This window comes from Trichococcus alkaliphilus (assembly GCF_003008695.1).
GTDB lineage: Bacteria > Bacillota > Bacilli > Lactobacillales > Aerococcaceae > Trichococcus > Trichococcus alkaliphilus.
Genome location: NZ_PXZT01000011.1, coordinates 68303 through 90001, shown reverse-complemented (window position 1 = coordinate 90001; position 21699 = coordinate 68303). Strand labels below are relative to the sequence as shown.

Below are 21699 nucleotides of genomic sequence, written 5' to 3'. Positions count from 1 at the left end.
CCCTCTTCCTTGAACCTTTCCGGCCAAAAGAGGAGGAACTTCCGATTATTTGATACTTCCCATTTTATCGTTAATCGCGCCAAAAGCATAGGAGCACTTTACGGAACTTTTCGGATCCACTCATTTTTCAGTTCCTTCCTTACTGGGAAACATAGAGAACGACACCATGAGGGGCGATAAAAGCTGTTTCCGCGTCCGCCACCGATACTGCCCGGTTTGCCCAAACCTCAAGCATTTCCCCGCCAAGCGACCGTAGCCATTCCCCGGCGGCGGCAGGCAAGCCTGCCGGGTTATCCGCAAGATTGAAGCAAGCGACATATTTCCTGGCGTCACTTGCCGAAACCCAGATCACCAAATCATCCTTCCGGTAAACTTCCCTGGCATCGCGCCCGTTTTGATGCGCATCGATCAGATAAGGATCGGTCAACAGCGACCGCGTCCAATCATCCAACTTCCGCAGATCGCCGCCGAACAGCAGCGGTGAACGGAAAATCGACCACAGCGTCATCAAGGAGCGTTGCTCAGCCTTCGTGAACCGCGTCATGCGCGCCTCGGATCCGTCAGCCGCAGTCCGGGTGCCAATATGGCCCAACGGCAGCATGTCGCAATCCGGCCAAGAACCGGATCCTACAAAAGCCGACCATTTTCCGCAGCGTCCGAACATATCATGAAGCTGATGCCAGTTGTCCCACAGATCGTCCGTCAGCCGCCACATGTTGGCATGCCGCTGGAAAAAGGTGCCAGAATCGATCGGGGCGGGCCCAGGCGAGAGGCTCAGCACCATCGGCCTGCCGCAGCCGTCGATGGCTTTCCGGATCAGCTCGATTTCACCCGTGTGCGTTCCGTATAATTTCGAATCGGCGATGTCATCCACTTTCAGGAAGTCGACGCCCCAGGAAGCGTATAACGCCAACAGCGAATCGTAGTAAGCTTGTGAGCCTTCCTTCGACGCATCCACGCCGTACATATCGGTGTTCCAATGGCAGATGGAATTCGCATCCGCAATATCCCGGGCCGTTCTTTGCGTGCCCAAAATTTTTGTGTTGTCATGCACCGCCTGCCTCGGGATGCCGCGCATGATATGGATACCGAATTTCAGCCCCATTGCGTGCACCGCATCCGCCAGTGGTTTGAACCCTTGTCCCCCGGCACTCGAAGGAAACCGATTTGTCGCAGGGATCACTCTGCTGTATTCATCCTGATGAAGCTCAGTGAACGGATGATAGGCGCAGGAGTCCCCGCGTGGTTCGTACCACTGGATATCCACGACAACGTATTCCCAACCGGAATCCTTCAAATTTTTCGCCATCACTTCGGCGTTGCCCAACACTTCCTCTTCCGTCACGCTTGCTCCGAAAGAATCCCAACTGTTCCAACCTTTTGGTGGTGTCTGCGCGTAAGTCCTAAACATATGCATCCTCCTTATCAATCCATACCTGCATTTCTCCCAAAGAGCGATTGCCCCAGCTGTAGTATGGGATGAACATCAGCTTTTTGGAAATGGTTTGCGGTTTCTGATGGACGCGGTATAACGTGTCCTGCCAACCATCCTCCATCATTTGCAGCTCCCCTTCGCCTTCCAGGCAGACGATATCGCCGAGAATCTTATCCGATCGGAAACGCGGTCGAATCGCTCCGGTCAATGCCAGCAGATGCAGCTGTTTCCCGTTGTCCTGTTCTTCCAGGCAATAAATGAAGGGTCCTCGTTGCAGGGCGACTTTGCCTTTATCGGCTTTGACGAGCGGGTGCGCCTCGAGTTCGTTGGTGGCGATCGTGTAGGTCAATTCGATAGCTGTCGATTCGGACTTTACGGTCACATAGGTATAGCCATTGCGTATATCAGCAATCGTTTCTTCGCCGTCCACAACCAGCACGGGATGCTCAGCCCAGTAAGGGATGCGGATGCCCAAACGCAAAAGTTCAGCGGATGCTTTTCCGACCGTGATGAGGGTCCTGCCATCCTCGGAAAACGTATGGCTTTGGCGAATCGTATACGCTTTGCCACCTTGCTCCCCAACCAACTCGCTGTCGATGAACAGATTCAGCAGCACTTCATCATCTTTTTGCGTAAAGGCGTATCTCCCGACAGCGGGCAGCGTGCGCGCCAAGTTTGGCGGACAGCAGGCGCAGCCGAACCAGGAAGGCCGCGTCGCCTTCACATGGCTCTTGTCCGGATTCAAAGCGCTCGCTTGGGGATCCACCTCCAACGGATTGACGTAAAAGAAGTGCTTCCCGTCCAAGGCCATGCCGCTGATGATGCCGTTATAGAGCACCCTTTCCATGATGTCCGAATAGCGGCTGTCGGTTTCGGCTCTCAGCAGCTCATTCGAAAAATTCAGCAGCCCGATCGCCGCGCATGTTTCGCAGTACATCAGATCGTTCGGCAAGTCATAATCATAGGTGAAGGCTTCCCCGCGGACGGTCGAGCCGATGCCGCCTGTGACGTACATGCGTTTTTGGACGATATTGTCCCAGATCTTTTTCGCCGCAGCAACCAATTTTTCATTTTCTTGGTAATGTCCGGTACCCGCCATCGCCTGCGCCATATAGACCAACCGGACGGCGTGCCCTCTGGCCGTATCCTGTTCGATTACCGGTATATCCGCTTGATGGTAGACGGCATTGATGCCAGGCTTCGGTCCTTGCTGCAATCCCAAGCGGTCATTTTCTTCCAGCTGCTCCGCAAAGAACTGCGGGTTCTGTCCGCGCACCTCCAGGAAGTAGGCACTCAAATCCAAATATTTCCGGTTGCCCGTCAACTCGTATAGGCGCACAAGCGCGAGTTCGATTTCCTGGTGGCCATCGGTACCGTCGATTTTACCTTCCGCTTTGCCGAAATGCGTTTCGATGCAGGCGATCGCTTTGTCGGCGATCTGAAGCAGCCGATCGGAACCGGTAGCTTCATGATAGGCGATGGCGGCTTCGATCAGATGACCGATGCAGTACAACTCATGGCTTTCGAACAACCTTCTGAACTTCAGTTGCGGGGCATCGATCTGATAATAGGTGCTCAAATACCCGTCATCAGCTTGTGCCGCTTCCAAGAGGTCGATTGTTTCTTCCACTTGGGCGACCAGAGCGTCATCCTTTTCCAATGCGAGTGTGTTGGCTGCCGCTTCGATCCATTTGTACAGATCGCTGTCCTGGAACAGCCAGCCGTAATGGTGGCCTTCCTTCAGTCCAGCCGCTATCTTGAAATTTTCGATCACATGGCTTTTTTCTGTGGGGATGGTCGCATCGTCCCTTTCGCTTTCGATGACAATGTTCCCTCTGTCATTCAGAACATCCCATTGGAAAGGGATCATTTCCTCCTTCACCAGTTGCATATACTTCAGCCAGAAGCTGTCTGCTACTGTCACTTTTGGGTTTTGCTGCAGCGATGGTTTGATCATTCTGAATCCTCTTTTCATCCAATTTTTCATCCTGATTTCATGCCAAGATACAAGAAAAGCCACCAGCAAGCCGGCAGCTATTTCTGTTGATATGCGCGTTAATGCAAAAGCGTCGCCTGAGACGGATGGATTCACCACTTACCCAACGGGCAGCGTTTGTCCTGCAGACTGGCACGGAAGCGCACGAAGCAGCCGCAATGCCGGCACGTATGCTCCGAAAGCGCCGGACACACACTGCAGGCAGCCAGACGTTGATCCCGCAGCTCTTCGGAAGCGTGGTTCAACTCCATCGACAGTTGCTCATCGATAGCGCTTTCGATATCCATCTCCATCATCTGGTTGTGGCGTTCGCAGCCTTTGCAGGTCATGTCAGTTTTCCTTTGCGTACAAAGAAACGATGCTCATCGGAGGTAGCGTAATCGTCACTTCGTTGCCATCCACTGTGAAATCAGTGAATGCTTGTTTCGCAACGGCTTCAGGATTTCCGAACGAATTATGGTCATCCGTCTTGTTTCCGAAGATGCCCTCTGCTGTCACTTCGCCGAATGCGCCGTCGACACGGCTCAACGTGATGGTTTCTGCGTCAGTCAGGCTGTAGTTGCAGAAGGATGCCGTCATGACGCCGTCTTTTTTGGAGACCGTGTAACTGGTCGTGCCGGAAACAGCGCCATCCGCATCCACGAGTGTGGCGTCCTGGTGATTTTTGTAGAGATCGAATACATGATAGGTAGGGGTCTTGATCATTTCTGCGCCTTCGGTCAAGATCATGGCCTGCAGTACGTTGACCATTTGGGCAATGTTCGCCATCTGCACGCGGCCCGCATGTTTATGGAAAATGTTCAAAGTCAGACTTGCGATCATCGCGTCCCGGATTGTGTTCTGTTGGTAAAGGAAGCCGGGGTTTGTGCCCGGCTCCACAGCCAACCAAGAGCCCCATTCATCCACGATCAGACCGACACGTTTTTCAGGGTCGTATTTGTCCATGATCGTGCTATGTCGTGTGATCAATTCATCCATCTTCAAAGCGCTGTCGATCAGCGAGAACCATTCTTTTTCAGGGAACCCCAATGCCGGGCGCTTGTCTTCCCATACGGAAGCCAGCGCATAATGGTGCAGGCTGATGCCATCCATGAAAGGTGCTGCATTCTTCATCAGCACATCCATCCAATTGTAATCATCGATGTTCGGACCGCAGGCAATTTTGTAAAGCGGTTCTTTTGTGTACTGTCTGACATAGGTTTGGTAACGGCGGTACAGATCAGCATAGTATTCCGGACGCATGTTGCCGCCGCAGCCCCAGCTCTCATTGCCGACGCCAAAGAATTTGACTTTCCAAGGCTCATCCTGGCCATTTTCGCATCGCAACTTCGACATCGGCGAAATGCCGTCCATCGTCATGTATTCGACCCATTCCTGCATTTCCTGGACCGTGCCGCTGCCGACGTTGCCGTTGATGTAAGCTTCCGCCCCGACCTGTCTGCATAATTCAAAGAACTCATGCGTCCCGAAATGGTTGTTCTCCGTCACTCCGCCCCAGTGCGTATTTACGATCGTGGCGCGCTCTTCGGTAGGACCGATGCCGTCTTTCCAGTGGTACTCGTCCGCAAAGCAGCCTCCTGGCCATCTGATGACCGGAACCTGGATGGCTTTCAAAGCTTCAACAACATCTTGCCTGATGCCATTGACATTCGGGATTTCCGAATCGGCTCCTACCCAGACACCTTCATAGATGCATCTGCCCAGATGCTCCGCAAACTGACCATATATATAACGGCTGATGTTTCCTTTTTCCCTGTTCAAGGTTACTTGTATCTTATTCAAATCGCTATCCATCCCTTCTAGTCATTGTCTGTTCCGGGTTCTCCGAAAATCGGAAACCCGTTATCGCTCCAAGAAAACACTTGCGCATGCGCATGGCGGTCGGGCACATCCAATGGATCGCCTTCCGTCACGATTTTCGGCCGCGCGTGATAGATAAGCACGTCGTTCTCCCCGTCCTCGCTGCGGGTGAAGCTGTTGTGCCCCGGCCCGAACAGCTGGTTCTTAGAAGAACTCCGGAAGACCGGTTCCTCCAGTTTGTGCCAGTTGTAGCCGTCCAACAAATTGGTTTCCGTATCCGCCCACAACAGACCCATGCAATAATTTTCATCGGTCGCGCTGCCGGAATAGGTGATAAAGACTTTGCCGTTGCGGATGATGACCGCCGGCCCTTCATTCACCAGGAAACCGACTTTTTCCCAATCGTATTCCGGAATGCTCAGGAGCGTCTGCTTGCCGCAGAGGGTCCAAGGGTTCTGCATTTCGGAAATGTAGAGATTGGAATTGCCCGGGATGGCCGGATCTTTCTGGGCCCAGACATAATAGAGCTTGTTGCCCAATTCGAATGCAGTCGCATCCAGGCTGAAGCTTTCGAATGCCGTTTTGACCTGGCCTTTTTCGATCCAATTGCCGGTCAGCGGATTTTCGTCGTCGCATTCCAGCACATACATGCGATGCTGGAACGTCCCTTTGGCGACTTGATCCGTTCCGGCCGCGGCGAAATAGATGTACCAGCGCCCTTGGATCAGATGGATTTCCGGCGCCCAAATCAAGCTGCTCATAGGCCCTGTTGCATGCGCGTGCCAAACGCTGGCGCGCTCCCCTTGTTCCAGATCATTGAGGCTTTTCGCGCGGCGCACTTCGATCTCCTGATAGCCCGGAACCGAGCCGGTGAAATAATAATAACCGTCCGTATGTTTGTAGACCCACGGATCCGCTCTTTCGATCACGATCGGGTTTTTGTAAGTTGTCATAGCCTTAACCAAAGCATCCACCTCTTTATTCTTTACTCTAATCTTCTGTTTTTTTGATGCCGAACAGGGCTTCCCCTTCAGCGGACATGCCTGAAAAAGTCGTCGTTTCGACTCCGTTCACTTCATCCCATTGTCTGATGAAGTAGCCTTTGTATTCGGTGAAATTCAGGACCAAACTCGATTCGTTCGGCAATTCTGACCCTTTCCAGTAGCCTCCGCCTTGACCGTAGGCAAGATGCGCAGCTGTCAACGTCAGCGCGAGTTCCTCCTCATATTCGGCATCGATCGCATTGTCCATTTTGTAGAAGCGGTAATCCCCTGCTATATCCTCTACTTCCAAAGCGGTGAGCGACTCCCCGGCATATCTCATCGGCGCAATCACCGGCCACCCATCTGAATTAAAGAACAACTGATGCACCCGCACTTCATTTTGCTCACCCTTGTTCGGAAAGCGTGCGTGGAAAATGATGTAGTACTTATCCTCAACTTCATCGTAGTAGGCTGAATTATGCCCAGGCGACACATAGCCACCGACCGGAATATCCTGTTCATTCGTGATTTCAAAATTACCGATAAGCTTGGTTCCGTAGTCTTCTATCGCCTCATCATCGAAGAAGCTGCCTTCCTCACCTTTGGCATCCATCATCGCATTGCCGCTTGCGTCCTCATACGGCCCATCGGGATTCTTCGACCGCGCGACCCTTATGTTGTAGCCGCCGCTTGCGTCCAACCCGCCAAAGGACAAGAATAGGTAATAATAGTCTGTGTCTTTGTTGTATAAAATATAGGGGGCTTCAATCCTACTGTGGTTGCCGCCCAACAACTTTTTGCCATAGCCTTGATTTTCTTTCGGAAACCCGGTTGCGGAGTCCATCTCAAGTATAAAAATACCTCCCGAGTAGGAGCCATAAACCATCCACAGCCTATTTTCCTCGTCGTAAAAAACGTGGGGATCAATGACGTTCGGCTCTTCCGTCGCATCGAACGCTTCACCGGTAATGCTCTCGGTGCCGGATGTCAAAAAGATGCCTTTGTCCTCATAGGGCCCTTCGATCGAATCCGACACTGCCACTCCCAGCGTCGACAGTGGGCTGCTACCTTCACAGGAACAATAATAAAGATAGTATTTCCCGTCCTTCAGTTGGGTTATGTCGCTTGCCCAGAGCGTATCCGTTCTGGAATAATCGAAACTTTCAGCCAACGAAACGGAGACGTCCTCGAACAGTTTGCTTGTAGACACACTCGTCGCCAATTGTTCCCAGTTCATCAAATCCGGACTCTTCGCGAATGCCAGATGGGACCCGATGACATAGTATTGACCCTCCGCAAAAATGATGGACGGGTCATGAACGGAGGCTTCCTTGAAATTTTGATTTAGGCTGACCTCCTGGTTCGGTACCGCTGTCGCATTTTTTGCTTCTTCCCCGCAGCCGCCCAATAATGCCACAGCTGACAGACTAAACAGTATTTTTTTCCGCACAATCACAACCTCGACTTTTCTTTTTAAAGGGACATTTGGTTTGCCAATCGGATCGCTTTATTGCGCGATTGATAGATGACGAACAGCACCGAGTAGATGATGATGCCGATGACATCCATGGTGCTGATGGAGAAGAGGAGCAATCCCCCCAGCCAAACAACTACCCTTTTCTGTATTTGGTTATTCCGGAGACGGCGCACAATAATGATATTGAACACACCGATGATCAATTGCAGAATGCCGTACCCGACTGCAATCGTGTAGACGGAGTCGATCAAAGAACCGTCGAAATTGATATCGGATGACATCCCGGAAGACAGCGCACCGATTCCGGATGTTTTGATCCATGTTGCATATCCCAGTATTGTGACCATCCCATTGATGAGATTCCAGATGGCACCGCCTCTTAATAGGTTTCTTTCCAAAGTTCTTTTCATCTTTTAACACCCCGTTACTTAATACCTACATTTAGATTCAATGAATCAATGAAATACTTCTGCGCAAAAACGAACAGCAGCACTGTTGGGATCATGGCGATGACTGCAGCCGACATCAGTTGCCCGATCATCACATAGTTGCCGTACAAGTCCTGAAGCAATTGCAGACCAGCTGTGATCGTCATTTTTTTGACATCGCTCAAAACGATTGTTGGCCACAGGAAGTCATTCCATGAGCCGACGAACGAGAACATACCCGCAACAATCAGGACAGGCTTCACTAAAGGAAGGATGATATTTTTGTAGATCACGAAATCCGAAGCGCCATCCATTCTTGCGGACTCATCGTATTCTGCCGGAATATTCTGCATGAATTGGCGGACCAGAAACACATTTCCGACGCCTCCCAAGCCCGGGATGATGACTGCCAAGTACGTGTTCACCCAACCCAAGGAATCCACTATTTTATAGGAGGGGATGATATTCACGGCTGATGGGAACATCGAAATGGCAAGCACGCCATAGAACAAAGCATCCCGGCCTTTGAAATTGACCCTTGTGTATCCGAATGCAGCCAAGGAGACGACTACCACAACCAACAAAGCATGAGTGGTCGAAACGAACAGTGAATTGAAGAACCACGTGATGATTGGTGCGCTCGATGTATTCTGCAGCAATTTCAGGTAATTGGTGACGATCCAGTTGGCAGGGAACATCCGGAAGCCCACTTCCATGATGTCACCTTGGGATTTGAATGATGTGAACAGCCCGAAAAGAGCCGGGAACAACCAGACAAGCGCCAACAGAATCAGGAAGGCATAAGCCAAATATTTTGAAACATTGTTTTTTCTCATCTTTTTCACCCCTTCGATCTTTTCGTCATGACATAGAATTGCAAGGCTGAGACTGCCAGAATGACAAGACCCAACAGGACTGCCATTGCGGAAGCCATACCCGCAACCGACTCGCCCGAGCCGAATGCCAGGTTGCGGATGTACATCATCAGGACGGTGGTTGACTGATTAGGTCCCCCGTTGGTTGCCATCAACGGTTGAACGTACACATTGAAGGCACCTGCAGTGGACATGACGAATGTATAGAACAGCGGGAACCGGATGGAAGGCAACGTGATGCTGATGAATTTCCGGAACGAACCCGCACCGTCAATTTCAGCGGCTTCGTAAAGGTCCTCCGATACACCCGCCATCGCGGAACGATAAATGATCAGGTTGCCGCCGATCGCACCCCACATCGACATAACGAAGATGACGATCCAGGCATACGGTTGCTGGGCTGTCCAAACGATATCCGAAGCGACCAAGTTGTTCATGGGCCCCAATCTCGGATTAAAGATCAATAGCCAAATCAAGGCACCTGCCGAGGCGGAAACGAGCCCTGGAACATAAAAGATGGCTTGGAACAAGCCTTTGAATTTCAGTCCTTTATGCTGCATGACGGTTGCGATGATCAGCGGGAACAGAATTTGGAAAGGGATCGTGTAGAGCACAAAGAGCAAAGTGTTTTTCAGACCATTCCGGAATTGAAAATAGAACGTCGACTCCTGATCCAACAAAATCGTTTTGTAGTTGTTCAAGCCTACCCAAGTCTGGTCGGAAATTAGGTTCCACTGTGTGAATGAAGAATAAATACCGTATATGATCGGCAACAGCACGAATACAAAGAACAGAATCAAATGGGGACCTATGAAATACAGAAATTTAAAGTTTTTTTTCTTGTTGTCTTTAGCGTTTTCTTTGGTGGATATAGCTTCAGATGTTTGCATATTATCTTCCTTTCAAAAAAATCCATACAGCGATTCCGATTAAGAACGCCGTATGAATTTTTGAATTACTTCCTTGTCACTCCATTGCAGTTGGATGATCAGCTTGCGTTTTCGGCAATCAGATCTTCGACTGTTTTTTGCGCTTGATCCAGACCTTCATCGATTGTGATGTTGCCATAGATCATGTCAGATAAAACGGTAGCCAAAGCTGATTCGACATAGCTGTAATATTTGTACTCAAAGATATAGGAAGCTTCTTTTTCGGCATCTGAGCTTGTGAAGAAGGATTGTGGGTACTGTTGGTATTCCTCGCTCTCGAACACTTCTTTACTTGCTACGATTTGACCGGCACCTGCCCAGTCGATTGAGTTTTCGCGCATCCAGCTCAAGAAATCTGCTACCCCTTGTTCTTTTTCATCGGTTCTGTCTTCGTTGTTCAACAATGAGAATAAGTGGGCAGAAGATCTGTTTGTGAATTTGTCAGGCGTCACGGAATAAATATTGGTCACTCCGAAGTTCAATCCTTCAACAGATCCGTGAGCTGTGGATGTCCAAGTTCCGTCAGTAGAGAACAACACGTCTCCCGATTGGAACATCGCATAGCCATCTTCTCCGTAAGGTGACATCAAGCCTGCATCCGCTACCGATTTCAATTGTTCGACTACCGTTCTCATCGCATCCGTATTGATGGTAGGATTGCCGGCTTCGTCGGAAATATCCCCACCTACGTTGACGACGTTCGCCAATGCCACCCATTCGATCAAGGCATTATTGATGGCATACTGTCCTTCATCCAGTTTCCCATCCAACGATAGGATTTCTTCGATCGTCACCACATCATCATCAAGGAAAGTGTTTGCGTCATATTTATCCAGCAGATCGGTGTTGTAATACATCGCATTCCCGTGGATATCCAACGGAACCGTGTATTGCGTTCCTTCGTAATTGCCTGCATTCCAGGCTACTTCAAGGTAGTTGTCCGCTGTCAGATCGGTATTCGTTGCCATCAGACCTTCGACAGGCTCCAGCATATCCAAATCAGCGAATTGGGGTACGCGATCTGCGTGAATCAAGGCCAAATCTGGAATGTCTTTGCCGGAGTTCATGACTGTGTAGATTTTGGTGTACATATCCGCTGTGATGACGCTCTCGACGGGAAATTCAGGGTCTGTCTCATTGTACTCGGCAACCAACGCATCCATATAGGCACCATCGTCCCCAGTCAACGGGTTCCAGAAGGTGATTGTATTTGCGTTCCCGCAACCTGCCAATAAGGTGATGCCTGCCAACGTCGCTGCTGATAAAAACTTTCTGTGTGCATTTTTCATTTTTTATGCCTCCATTTTTTATTTTGTTTTTATTCTGATGACATTCCAAGATAACGGTTTCAAAATAGCGGACAATCTACCCTCTTTTAGTTCCACATCCGACTTTTCTTTCAATTTGACCAAATCATGATTGGTTGCATTTGTATCGTTTTTATCATATCCAGCTAGCTCCGTCGCTTCGGAGATGCTTTCCAACCCGAACCCTTCTTCTTCGAAGGTAAAGGAGATGTCCGTATCTTCTGATCGGTTCACCGCAAAAATCACCAGTTCATCCGTTTCATCGTTGTGGACTGCGATCGTTTCGATATACGGCACTTCGGCAAAATCCTTCGATCCATAGGTTTCCGACTCGACATGCGGAGTCAGCACCACGCCTCTCCCATAATTGGAAACTTGCATGAACGGATAGAAGATGGTTTGTTTCCACGTATCTCCGTTCTTTTCCGTCATGATCGGTGCGATGACATTCACCAATTGGGCCAGGCAGGCAATTTTGACGCGGTCAGCATTTTTCAACAGCGTGATCAGCAAGCACCCCACCATCAAGGCATCTTCGAAATTATAGATATCTTCCAATAAAGGCGGTGCGACTTGCCATGGTTCCAATTCCTTATCCTGATCATTTGAGTGATACCATACGTTCCACTCGTCAAACGACAGATTGATTTGTTTGTCGCTGCCTTTTTTGACCTTCACGAAATCACAGATGGAAACGACTGTCTTGATGAAGCGGTCCATATCCAAAGATTGTGCCAGATAATTGCCTATATCATTTTCCTTATTTCCATAATAGCAATGCAATGAAAGATAGTCGACATAATCATAAGTATGTTCCAAAACAATCCGTTCCCAGTCACCGAAAGTCGGCATTTTGCTGGTCGAACTTCCGCAAACGACCAATTCGATGCTGTCATCGACCAATTTCATCGCTTTAGCTGTTTCTGCCGCCAAGCGCCCGTATTCTTCCGCAGTCTTATGGCCGATTTGCCACGGACCATCCATTTCATTGCCGAGTGACCAGGTCTTGATTCCGAAAGGTTCTGCCGATCCGTTCTGCTTGCGCAAGTCGCTCCAGTGGGTCCCTCCTTCAAAGTTGCAATATTCCAAGCATTCCACAGCTTCCTGGATGCCGCGCGTGCCTAAATTGACTGCCATGTTCACTTCTGCATTGACTTCTTTTGCCCATTTGGCGAATTCGTGGATGCCTACCTGGTTCGTCTCCAGGGATCGCCACGCCAAGTCCAATTTTTTGGGACGCATCTCTTTTGGCCCGATTCCATCCTCCCACTTATACCCTGAAACAAAATTCCCTCCAGGATAACGGATAAGCGGTACATTCAGTTCCGTCACTACCTCTTTTACATCTGTCCGAAAGCCATCTGCATCGGAATTTTTGTGTTCCGGTTCGTAAATGCCGTCATATACGGCCCTTCCCAAGTGTTCTATGAACGAACCATACAAACGCTTATCTATTTTGCTGATGGTATTCTGCCTGTTGATCGATAATTTCGCTTCCATTTGTCCTCCTCACTAACTTAGTTAACCTTTTTGTTTACTAAGATTAATAAAATTAACTTATGAGGTAATAATAACGAACTATGCAAACGTTGTCAATACTATTTGCGTTGTTTTTATAAAAATATCCCGAACTTAATAAACATATTTGTTAACCATGTTCATAAGTACTGTCATTGCGCTCTTTTTGATCGTCATTTTCATAAACCTATGAGAGATATATCTTTTTTAGTTAACTCATAGAGTAATGTAATCCAACCTATTGACAGACAAGTGATAAACTTTTATATTTATCACATACAGTGATAAACAATATCATTAACATAAATGAAAAATGAGGTGAGCTTATGCAATTGGACATATCCGAATCATCTTTGGCTGTATACGAGGCATTGGCCAGCGATATACGCTTAAAGATCATCCAATTATTATCCAAACAAAAAATGAATGTGAAAGATCTCGCGCTTGAACTAAATCTAAGCAGCGCCATCATTTCAAAGCACATCAAAAAACTTGAAGCCGTAGGTATCATCAAAACGGAAAGGATCCCCGGCATATCCGGTCTCCAAAAGGTCTCCATCCTGAAAGTCGATCATATCGACATCCATTTTCCGAAGAAAATCTACCACTCCTTCGAAACCTTCGATACCGCCATTCCAATCGGGCACTACACGGATTATCACGTCACTCCGACTTGCGGCTTGGCTGATTCCAAAGATTTCATCGGAAATGTCGATGAACCGAAATACTTCATGGACTCCGGGCGAATGGACGCCAGCATCCTTTGGTTCACTGCAGGCTATGTGGAATACAAGACCCCCAATTTCCTGACGCCTGATGACACGTTGGAGCAGATTGACATCAGCATGGAAATCAGTTCGGAATTCCCTTTTTCGAATGATGTTTGGCCATCCGACATCACATTCACTCTGAACGGAACAGAGTTGGGCACGTGGACGAGTCCAGGCGACTTCGCGGATACGCGCGGGAAGCTGAATCCATCTTGGTGGCCTTCGAACTTGAACCAATACGGTTTGTTGAAGACACTAAGGGTAACCCATCACGGTACTTACATGGACGGAGACCCCCTTTCCCAAGTCAGCATCTCTGACCTGAATAAGACAGCCGAAACATGGGAGATCCGCATCGAAGTGAAGCCGGATGCGGAAAATGTCGGAGGCGTGACCCTATTCGGCAAAAAATTCGGAAATCATGACCAGGATATCAACTTCAAAGCCTACTATTCCTGAAAAATAAGAAAAAAAGCTGCGATCCGCTCCGAGAGGAGTGGGTCGCAGCTTTTTGATTTGTTTTAATGAAGTTTATTTTGCGAATTTTGCTTGATAGGCCGCAACCACTTTTTCAGTAGTGAAGCCATATTCCGCCATTACCACGTTGCCATTGCCGCTTGCACCGTAAGTGTCGATGCCGTAAGCTAGGCCATCCAAGCCGACATAACGTTCCCAACCGAAGGTCGCGCCCATTTCGATGGACATGCGGTTGCGGACTGCGCCAGGCAAGACAGTCTCTTTGTAGGCTGCATCCTGCGCTTCGAACAGATCGAAACTCGGCATGGAGACAACAGAGACGTCCACTCCGGCTTCACGCAATTGTTGCTGCGCTTCCACAGCCAAGTTCACTTCCGAACCGGTTGCGATCAGGATGCCCGCAGGCGTTTCGCCTTGTTGTGGAGAAAGCACGTAAGCACCCTTCTTCACGCCTTCGCGGGCCATTTCTTTTGTGCCTTCCAAAACAGGCAAGTTTTGGCGCGTCAGCACCAACATCGTTGGTTTGTCCGCTGAAGACACGGCGATTTCCCATGCTGCACTGACTTCGTTGCCGTCAGCCGGACGCAGAACCGTCAAGTTCGGCATGCCGCGGTAGCTGGACAAGTGTTCCACTGGCTCATGCGTCGGGCCGTCTTCGCCGACCGCGATTGAGTCGTGCGTCATCACGTAAGTGCCTGGCAAGTGCGAAATGGCAGCCAAACGCATCGCTGGACGCAGATAATCCGTGAAGACGAAGAATGTTCCTACATACGTTCTGGTTCCGCCATGCAGAACGATGCCGTTCATGATAGCGGCCATCGCGAATTCGCGCACACCGTACCAGATGTTGCGGCCGGCATAGTTGCCCGGCTCAAAATCGCTTGCCGCTTTGATCATTGTGTTGTTTGAGGACGATAAGTCCGCAGAACCGCCCCAGAAATAAGGTACAGCTTCACCCAATGCTTGGATCGCTTCAGCACTGGTCACACGGCTAGCTTTGGCTGCGCTGCCCACTTCATAAGTCGGCAGTTTGTCTTGCCAGCCTTCAGGTAATTTACCGTCGATGGCAGCTTCGAATTGTTGCGCCAATTCCGGGTAGGCTGCTTTGTATTCGTTGAACATTGCTGTCCATGCTGCTTCAGCCTGTTGGCCTTCTGCAACCATTGTTTCATCGAAGCGGGTTGTCACTTCAGCCGGTACGCAGAAAGCTTCGTCCGCACAGCCGTAAGCCGCTTTCGCGAAAGTAACGCCTTCCGCTCCCAGGGGAGCGCCATGTACTTTATGCGTTCCTGCGTCAGGAGCTCCAAAGCCGATGATGGTTTTGATTTCGATCAAAGTTGGTTTTTCCGTTTCAGCTTTCGCTTCTTCGATGGCTTTCGAGATAGCTTCCAGATCATTGCCATCCTTCACCAAGATATGTTGCCAACCGTACGCTTCGAAACGGGCAGCCACATCTTCAGTGAATGATTTCGATGTCGGGCCGTCAAGGGAAATGTCGTTGGAGTCATACAAACCGATCAGTTTGCCCAATTTCAAGTGGCCAGCCAAGCTAGCCGCTTCATGGGAGATACCTTCCATCAGATCGCCGTCGCCGTTCAGGAAGTACGTATAGTGATCCACAACCGGGAAGTTTTCTTTATTGTAAGTAGCCGCCAAGTGCGCTTCCGCCATTGCGAAACCGACCGCATTCGCGATCCCTTGTCCCAATGGACCGGTTGTCGCTTCCACGCCGTCCGTATCATGCACTTCCGGGTGTCCAGGTGTTTTGCTGCCGAATTGGCGGAAGTTCTTCACATCGTCCAGGCTCACATTGAAGCCAGATAAGTGCAACAAGCTGTACAACATGGATGATCCATGTCCAGCCGATAATACGAAACGGTCACGGTCTGCCCACAAACTGTTCTTAGGGTTGACTTTCAAATGTTTTGTCCAAAGCGCGTAGGCCATCGGAGCCGCTCCCATCGGCAAACCAGGATGCCCTGAATTGGCCTTCTGTACGGCGTCTATGCTAAGTGTACGTACTGCATTAACTGCTAACTCATCAATTTGATCAAACATTTTTTTCCTCCTCAAGATAGTGAATCTAGTATTGAACTCCTCAACCAACTTTTATAATCATGATTTAATCTTATTATAACATATTCCGAATCGGTTTATATCAGTTTATTAACTTAGATATGTAGCAATAATGGATTATCAATCAGACAATTCAATCCATGGCTCACCCTCAGTTTCCTTGCGTCTGTTCTCTTCCAATAAAGTCAATTTCCTTTTCAACTGACGGTACGCGTACATCATGGGAACGGCAGCCCCCACCCACGCAACGGGATTGGCAAAAGCGACAGCCTGATAGCCTAACAGACCGGAAAATCCCAACGGAACAAGGACGCGCGCGACCATCTCCATCACACCCCCAAAGGTAGGCGCGGCATTGTCGCCCACACCTTGCAGTGTATACCGCAAAATGATCAAAGTCGTCAATACCAGATAGAAGCTGGCCGTCGCAATAAAATACGTATGCGCATATGCCAATACAGCCGGATCATTCTGATTGAACAATAGCCGGATCAGATCCGTCCCGAAGAACAACAGCGCTCCTCCTAAAAGAATGCTGTAGCCAAAGGACAGCAGCAAACTGATGCGCACGCCTGCCCAAATGCGCGAATACAATCCGGCCCCGTAGTTTTGGGCTGCGAAAGTCGCCATCGCGATACCGATGGAGGCTATCGGCAATGTTGCCATGATGTCCAATTTTTGGGCGATGGCGTATCCACCGACCGCTTCCGGTCCGAAGCCATTCAGACTTTTCTGCAATACAATCAAACCGATTGAAATGATAGAGGCTTGCAGACCGATCGGGAGCGAAATTTTCAATGGCAAAGAGAAGTCTGCGGAGTGCACGCGCCAATCTTCTTTGGAAAAGCGCAGAATGGCCATTTTCTTCCTTATGTATACGAAACAGAGAAAACTTGCGAACAATTGTGCCGCAACAGTCGCAAACGCTGCTCCTGCGACCCCCATAGAAAACCAGACAATGAACACATAGTCCAACACCACATTCAATAGGGAAGAAATCACCAGGATGACCAGCGGCAGCTTACTGTCACCAAGCGAACGCAGGATGTTGCTCAACAAATTGAATACCATGATCGCCACCGAACCCCACATCAAAACTAAAAAGTAGGCTTCGGCTTCCTTGCGTATTTCTGCCGGTGTATCCATAAATAACAGGATATCCTCAGCCAGCCAAACGCTCAGGATGGTGATGAGGACCGTTATGGCAAGCGTAATCCAGACGCTTATCGTGATGCTCTTCCGGATCCGTTCCTCATTTTTAGTGCCAAAACGCTGCGCGATGACGATCCCTAAACCCGAAGTGACTCCGATCCCGAATCCATGGATGAAAAAGAGTACCCCGCCGACCGATCCGATGGCCGCCAGTCCGTCCACTCCCAATGTCCTGCCGATGATGATTGTATCCGCTAAGCTGTACAGTTGTTGGAATATATTCCCAATCAGCATCGGAACCGAAAACAGCACAAGCAGCTTCGCAGGACTGCCGGCAGTCATATCTTTTGTCATCCTTCACCTCCATTTAATGATCCTAGGCCTTGCTGATTTATATTATACCAGATATGTACGAACAAATTAACAAAAATATATAATTTGTACCTACAAAAATATCGTTCTATTCATTTGGATTGTTTCCGAATCCGTTGTCGGCGAGAATTTTCTCGCACAGCGAATGGCTCAGGTAACTTGATTCTGTGGAGACGGGGTTGGTATGTTCCTTTATGCCCGCCACAAACGAATTGATCAATGGCTCGAATCCTCTTTTGCGGAGTGTCCCTTCCCAATCGCCGAAAGCAATTTGCTGCTTGCCGTTTTTTTGTTCGATGGTCATTTCGGTCAAATTCAGCACGCGCGCAATCCCCTCCGGACTTTGGACTTCCATGACTTCCTGATTGGCGCCCGCTTCATAGTTCATCGAAACGAAACAAGTGGTGCTCTTCGTTTCAAGCATCAGCCATAGCCGTTTCAATTCCCCTTCGTTTTCGACCAGATGCGATTGCACCGAAACCACCTCATCATCCAACAAATACAAAGCCGTATCCGCGATATGGATGAACAGATCATATACAGCGAAGCGGACCGATTCCACGTTCTTCACACGATCCTTCTGAATCAGGATCATCTTTTTGTCAGGAATCTCTTTAAGCCGTTCCACCATCGGAGCGAACCGGCGATTGAAGCCCGCGGTAAGCAGCAAGCCCTTGGCGTCCGCCAACTCGATCAGTTCCTTTGTCTCCTCCAAATCACCACTGATGGGCTTGTCCACATAGACCGAAATGCCGCGCTCCAGCAACTTACGGATGGTTTCCCCATGGGCAACGGTAGCTACGTGCACAAAAGCAGCCTCGATTTCGCTGTCCAACAAGTCGTCCAGCGAAGTGTACAAATGCTGGAAGCCAAATTTCTTTCCGACCGCTTCCAGCGTCTCCTTGTTCCGCGAGCACAGATGCCATTCCACCTCATCCTGCATCTCGACCATAACCGGCAAATATGCTTTTTGTGCAATGTTCCCTAAACCGATGACTCCAATCTTCATCAATAATCGCCTCCAAACCTGTTTGTTCTCTTTATACCATAATCAACTCCCCAATTCTCGTCAGAACGTGAAAATAATTGAGAAATAATAAAAATATATATTTTTCGTTGAAATCGATTGCATTTTCTTTTTCTATTTTGTATAATTCTATTTGAAGTTATGTATAGACATAGAGAAGGAGTTGTTTAGATGAAATACGAATTTCCTGCAGGTTTCTGGTGGGGATCGGCAGCAAGCGGACCACAGACAGAGGGCACGGTTGCCGGAGACGGCAAGGGGGACAGCATCTGGGATCACTGGTACAAGCAGAACCCGGAACTGTTTTTCAATCAAGTCGGTCCTGAAGACACATCCTACGTATACAATCGCTACAAAGAAGATATAGCACTCATGAAAAAAACGGGACACACAACGTACCGAACTTCCATTCAATGGAGCCGTCTGATTCCGAATGGGATCGGCGCAGTGAATCCGGAAGCGGTGGCGTTCTACAACAGCTACATCGACGAGCTGTTGGCCAACGACATCGAACCATTCATGAATCTCTATCACTTTGATATGCCGTTGTCATTACAACAGAAAGGAGGCTGGGAAAGCAAAGAAGTCGTGGATGCCTATGCGGATTACGCGCGCATCTGCTTTGAGCTGTTCGGCGACCGCGTTAAAAAATGGTTCACCCACAATGAACCGATCGTTCCGGTCGAAGGCGGCTATCTCTACCAATTCCACTACCCTAGTGTCGTGGATATGAAAAAAGCCGTTCAAGTCGCTTATCACGAAACTTTGGCAAGCGCGAAAGCCATCAAAATTTATCATGAAATGAACCTTGACGGGCAAATCGGCATCATCCTCAATCTGACACCTAGTTACGCGCGCAATGACAATGATCCTGAAGACGTCAAGGCAGCCCATCTCGCTGATGCCTTCTTCAACCGTTCCTTCTTGGATCCTGCCATCAAAGGCACCTTCCCCGAAGATTTGGTTTCGCTGTTGAAGGAATTGGATTACCTACCGGAATATATGCAATCGGAATTAGAACTCATCAAACATAATACCATCGACATTCTGGGAATCAATTACTATCAGCCAAGACGCATCATGAAAAAAGAAAGCAAAGAACGCCTGTCAGACAAGCCGATGCCGGATGATTACTTCGACAATTACATCTGGCCGGAACGCAAAATGAATCCGTACCGCGGCTGGGAAATCTACGAAAAAGGCATTTACGATTGCCTGATCAATGTCCGCGACAACTATGGCAACCTGCCCTGCTACATTTCCGAAAACGGAATGGGTGTGGAAGGCGAAGAACGCTTCATCAACGCGGATGGCATGATCGAAGATGATTACCGTATTGAATTTGTCCAAGATCATCTGAAATATGTCCATCAAGCGTTGCAGGAGGGTTGCAATGTGAAAGGCTACCACATGTGGACGTGCATGGATAACTGGTCCTGGACAAACGCCTACAAAAACCGTTACGGCTTCATTGCGGTCGATCTGGCGGAAGAAGGAAAACGCACAATCAAGAAAAGTGGTTACTGGTTCAAACAAGTTTCAGACAACAATGGTTTTGACGCATAAGTTTTCTAAGAGAGGAAAATGACTAATGAATAATTTTATTGATAATTTAGCCGAAAAATTGACTCCGCTTGCCGGCAAGCTCGGCTCAAACAGATACTTAGCAGTATTGCGTGACGCTTTTATGCTTTCTTTCCCACTGACGATGTTCGGTTCGATCGTAGTGGTGCTGAATAACTTGCCCTTCTGGAGCGATGACTTGAAAGGCACTTTGGGCGGTCTCTTCGGAAACGGTCAAAATGCGACCATGTCCATCATGACGATCTTCATCACTTTCGGTATCGGGTATTACCTGACCCGTTCTTATGATGAGGACGGCATCTTTGGTGGAGCTGTTTCACTGGCTTCCTATCTGATTTTGACGCCTTTCAGCTTCACGACTGCAGACGGCGCTGAAGTAAGCGGCGCGTTGTCCTTGGATCGTTTGGGCGCAAAAGGGATGTTCATCGGGATGCTGGCTGCTTTCCTTGCGGCTGAAATCTATGTGCGCATCACGAAAAAAGGCATCGTCATCAAAATGCCTGAAGGTGTTCCTGATGCCGTCGCTCGTTCTTTCGCTTCCCTGATCCCTGCCATTTCGACATTGACGATCTTTTTGTTTGTGAATGCATTGGTGTCCGGCGTGTTCACGACAAACCTGCATGATGTGGTCTACACCGTTATCCAAAAACCGTTGGTAGGTTTAGGCAGCGGCTTACCCGCAACCCTGCTTTCCTTGTTCTTTGTCCAAATCCTGTGGTTCTTCGGTCTCCATGGCCAAATCATCGTCAACTCGGTTATGGATCCGATCTGGAACACTTTGGCTCTGGAAAACCTGGATGCTTTTAAAGCAGGCGAAGCACTGCCGCACATCATCACGAAACCTTTCATGGAGACATTTACTGTCGGCCTGGGCGGTTCCGGCATGACGTTGATGGTTGTCATCTTGATGGCTTTCGTCATGAAGAGCAGACAAATGAAAGACATCGGTCGTCTGGCGATCGGACCTGGAATATTCAACGTAAACGAGCCTGTCATCTTCGGTTTGCCGATCGTATTGAATGCCTCCATCCTGATCCCTTGGGTATTGACACCGCTGCTCGTAACGACAGTCAATTACTTGTCGATGGCATCCGGTTTGTTCCCTACTCCAACAGGCGTAACGGTTCCTTGGACTGTTCCGTTGTTCTTCAGCGGTATGATGGCGACCAACTCCATCATGGGCGGCGTGCTACAATTGATCGACTTCGCAATCGTCGGAGTGATGTGGTATCCATTCCTGAAAGTTGTCGATAAAGCGAATTTGGCACTCACTGTCGAGGAAAATGAGCAAGCTACTGACCGCACTTCCTTGCAAGGCGCGCAATCAAAAAACTAAGCTGACCAATTCCGGAAACTGCATTCTCTGTTCTTTCCAAGCAAATGGCCCGAGGCAACCCGCTTCGGGCCATTTGCCTTTCCTTAATCAGCCAAATGTAAAGCTTAACTTGTTTCAAGTCTAGCCATTACGGTATAATGGGGAATAAAATCGTGTA

At 49.0% G+C, this 21699-nt stretch carries 17 protein-coding genes; 3 read left to right on the top strand and 14 right to left on the bottom strand.

Annotated features, from left to right (window positions below; genetic code table 11):
• Nucleotides 1–139: 139 nt before the first annotated feature.
• The 11 genes from C7R73_RS09865 to arfA form a co-directional block, all read right to left on the bottom strand.
• A complete protein-coding gene (locus tag C7R73_RS09865; protein ID WP_205076503.1) occupies nucleotides 140–1411 on the bottom strand; it encodes a glycoside hydrolase family 27 protein in 1272 nt (423 codons plus the stop codon).
• A complete protein-coding gene (locus tag C7R73_RS09860) occupies nucleotides 1404–3392 on the bottom strand; it encodes a glycoside hydrolase family 127 protein (protein ID WP_106450349.1) in 1989 nt (662 codons plus the stop codon). Before C7R73_RS09860 ends, C7R73_RS09865 begins: the two co-directional genes overlap by 8 nt.
• A gap of 131 nt (nucleotides 3393–3523) precedes the next feature.
• Nucleotides 3524–3760 (bottom strand): DUF6171 family protein, encoded by a 237-nt coding sequence (locus C7R73_RS09855; protein WP_106450348.1) that lies wholly within the window; start codon nucleotides 3758–3760, stop codon nucleotides 3524–3526.
• A gap of 1 nt (nucleotide 3761) precedes the next feature.
• Nucleotides 3762–5213 (bottom strand): alpha-N-arabinofuranosidase, encoded by a 1452-nt coding sequence (locus C7R73_RS09850; protein ID WP_239992617.1) that lies wholly within the window; start codon nucleotides 5211–5213, stop codon nucleotides 3762–3764.
• A 17-nt stretch (nucleotides 5214–5230) separates the two neighbouring features.
• A complete protein-coding gene (locus C7R73_RS09845) occupies nucleotides 5231–6184 on the bottom strand; it encodes a glycoside hydrolase family 43 protein (protein WP_106450384.1) in 954 nt (317 codons plus the stop codon).
• A gap of 37 nt (nucleotides 6185–6221) precedes the next feature.
• Nucleotides 6222–7664 (bottom strand): glycoside hydrolase family 43 protein, encoded by a 1443-nt coding sequence (locus C7R73_RS09840; RefSeq protein WP_106450346.1) that lies wholly within the window; start codon nucleotides 7662–7664, stop codon nucleotides 6222–6224.
• Nucleotides 7665–7687: 23 nt separating this feature from the next.
• A complete protein-coding gene (locus tag C7R73_RS09835; RefSeq protein ID WP_106450345.1) occupies nucleotides 7688–8101 on the bottom strand; it encodes a hypothetical protein in 414 nt (137 codons plus the stop codon).
• Between the two features lie 14 nt (nucleotides 8102–8115).
• The gene (locus C7R73_RS09830; protein WP_086629765.1) at nucleotides 8116–8955 is read right to left on the bottom strand and encodes a carbohydrate ABC transporter permease; all 840 of its coding nucleotides are present in this window, start codon (nucleotides 8953–8955) and stop codon (nucleotides 8116–8118) included.
• A 5-nt stretch (nucleotides 8956–8960) separates the two neighbouring features.
• Nucleotides 8961–9884 (bottom strand): carbohydrate ABC transporter permease, encoded by a 924-nt coding sequence (locus C7R73_RS09825; protein ID WP_106450344.1) that lies wholly within the window; start codon nucleotides 9882–9884, stop codon nucleotides 8961–8963.
• Nucleotides 9885–9982: 98 nt separating this feature from the next.
• On the bottom strand, nucleotides 9983–11212 hold the full coding sequence (locus C7R73_RS09820; protein ID WP_106450343.1) for an extracellular solute-binding protein: 1230 nt from the start codon (nucleotides 11210–11212) through the stop codon (nucleotides 9983–9985).
• Nucleotides 11213–11230: 18 nt separating this feature from the next.
• Complete coding sequence (gene arfA / locus C7R73_RS09815) at nucleotides 11231–12730, bottom strand: arabinosylfuranosidase ArfA (RefSeq protein WP_106450342.1); 1500 nt, start codon at nucleotides 12728–12730, stop codon at nucleotides 11231–11233.
• 344 nt (nucleotides 12731–13074) lie between these two features.
• Here arfA and C7R73_RS09810 point away from each other — a divergent pair, with 344 nt between their 5' ends.
• Nucleotides 13075–13977: an ArsR/SmtB family transcription factor gene (locus C7R73_RS09810; protein WP_106450341.1), complete on the top strand. Its 903-nt coding sequence runs from the start codon at nucleotides 13075–13077 to the stop codon at nucleotides 13975–13977.
• A gap of 72 nt (nucleotides 13978–14049) precedes the next feature.
• On the opposite strand, the gene tkt is transcribed toward C7R73_RS09810, so the two are convergent.
• From tkt to C7R73_RS09795, 3 genes are all read right to left on the bottom strand, one after another.
• A complete protein-coding gene (gene tkt, locus C7R73_RS09805; RefSeq protein ID WP_106450340.1) occupies nucleotides 14050–16053 on the bottom strand; it encodes a transketolase in 2004 nt (667 codons plus the stop codon).
• A gap of 138 nt (nucleotides 16054–16191) precedes the next feature.
• Nucleotides 16192–17577: an MATE family efflux transporter gene (locus C7R73_RS09800; RefSeq protein ID WP_106450339.1), complete on the bottom strand. Its 1386-nt coding sequence runs from the start codon at nucleotides 17575–17577 to the stop codon at nucleotides 16192–16194.
• 106 nt (nucleotides 17578–17683) lie between these two features.
• Nucleotides 17684–18604 (bottom strand): Gfo/Idh/MocA family protein, encoded by a 921-nt coding sequence (locus C7R73_RS09795; protein WP_192875260.1) that lies wholly within the window; start codon nucleotides 18602–18604, stop codon nucleotides 17684–17686.
• Nucleotides 18605–18793: 189 nt separating this feature from the next.
• On the opposite strand from C7R73_RS09795, the gene C7R73_RS09790 reads away from it, so the two are divergent.
• On the top strand, nucleotides 18794–20188 hold the full coding sequence (locus tag C7R73_RS09790) for a glycoside hydrolase family 1 protein (RefSeq protein WP_106450337.1): 1395 nt from the start codon (nucleotides 18794–18796) through the stop codon (nucleotides 20186–20188).
• 25 nt (nucleotides 20189–20213) lie between these two features.
• Nucleotides 20214–21542, top strand: a complete 1329-nt coding sequence (celB, locus tag C7R73_RS09785) for a PTS cellobiose transporter subunit IIC (RefSeq protein ID WP_106450336.1) — start codon at nucleotides 20214–20216, stop codon at nucleotides 21540–21542.
• Nucleotides 21543–21699 lie beyond the last annotated feature (157 nt).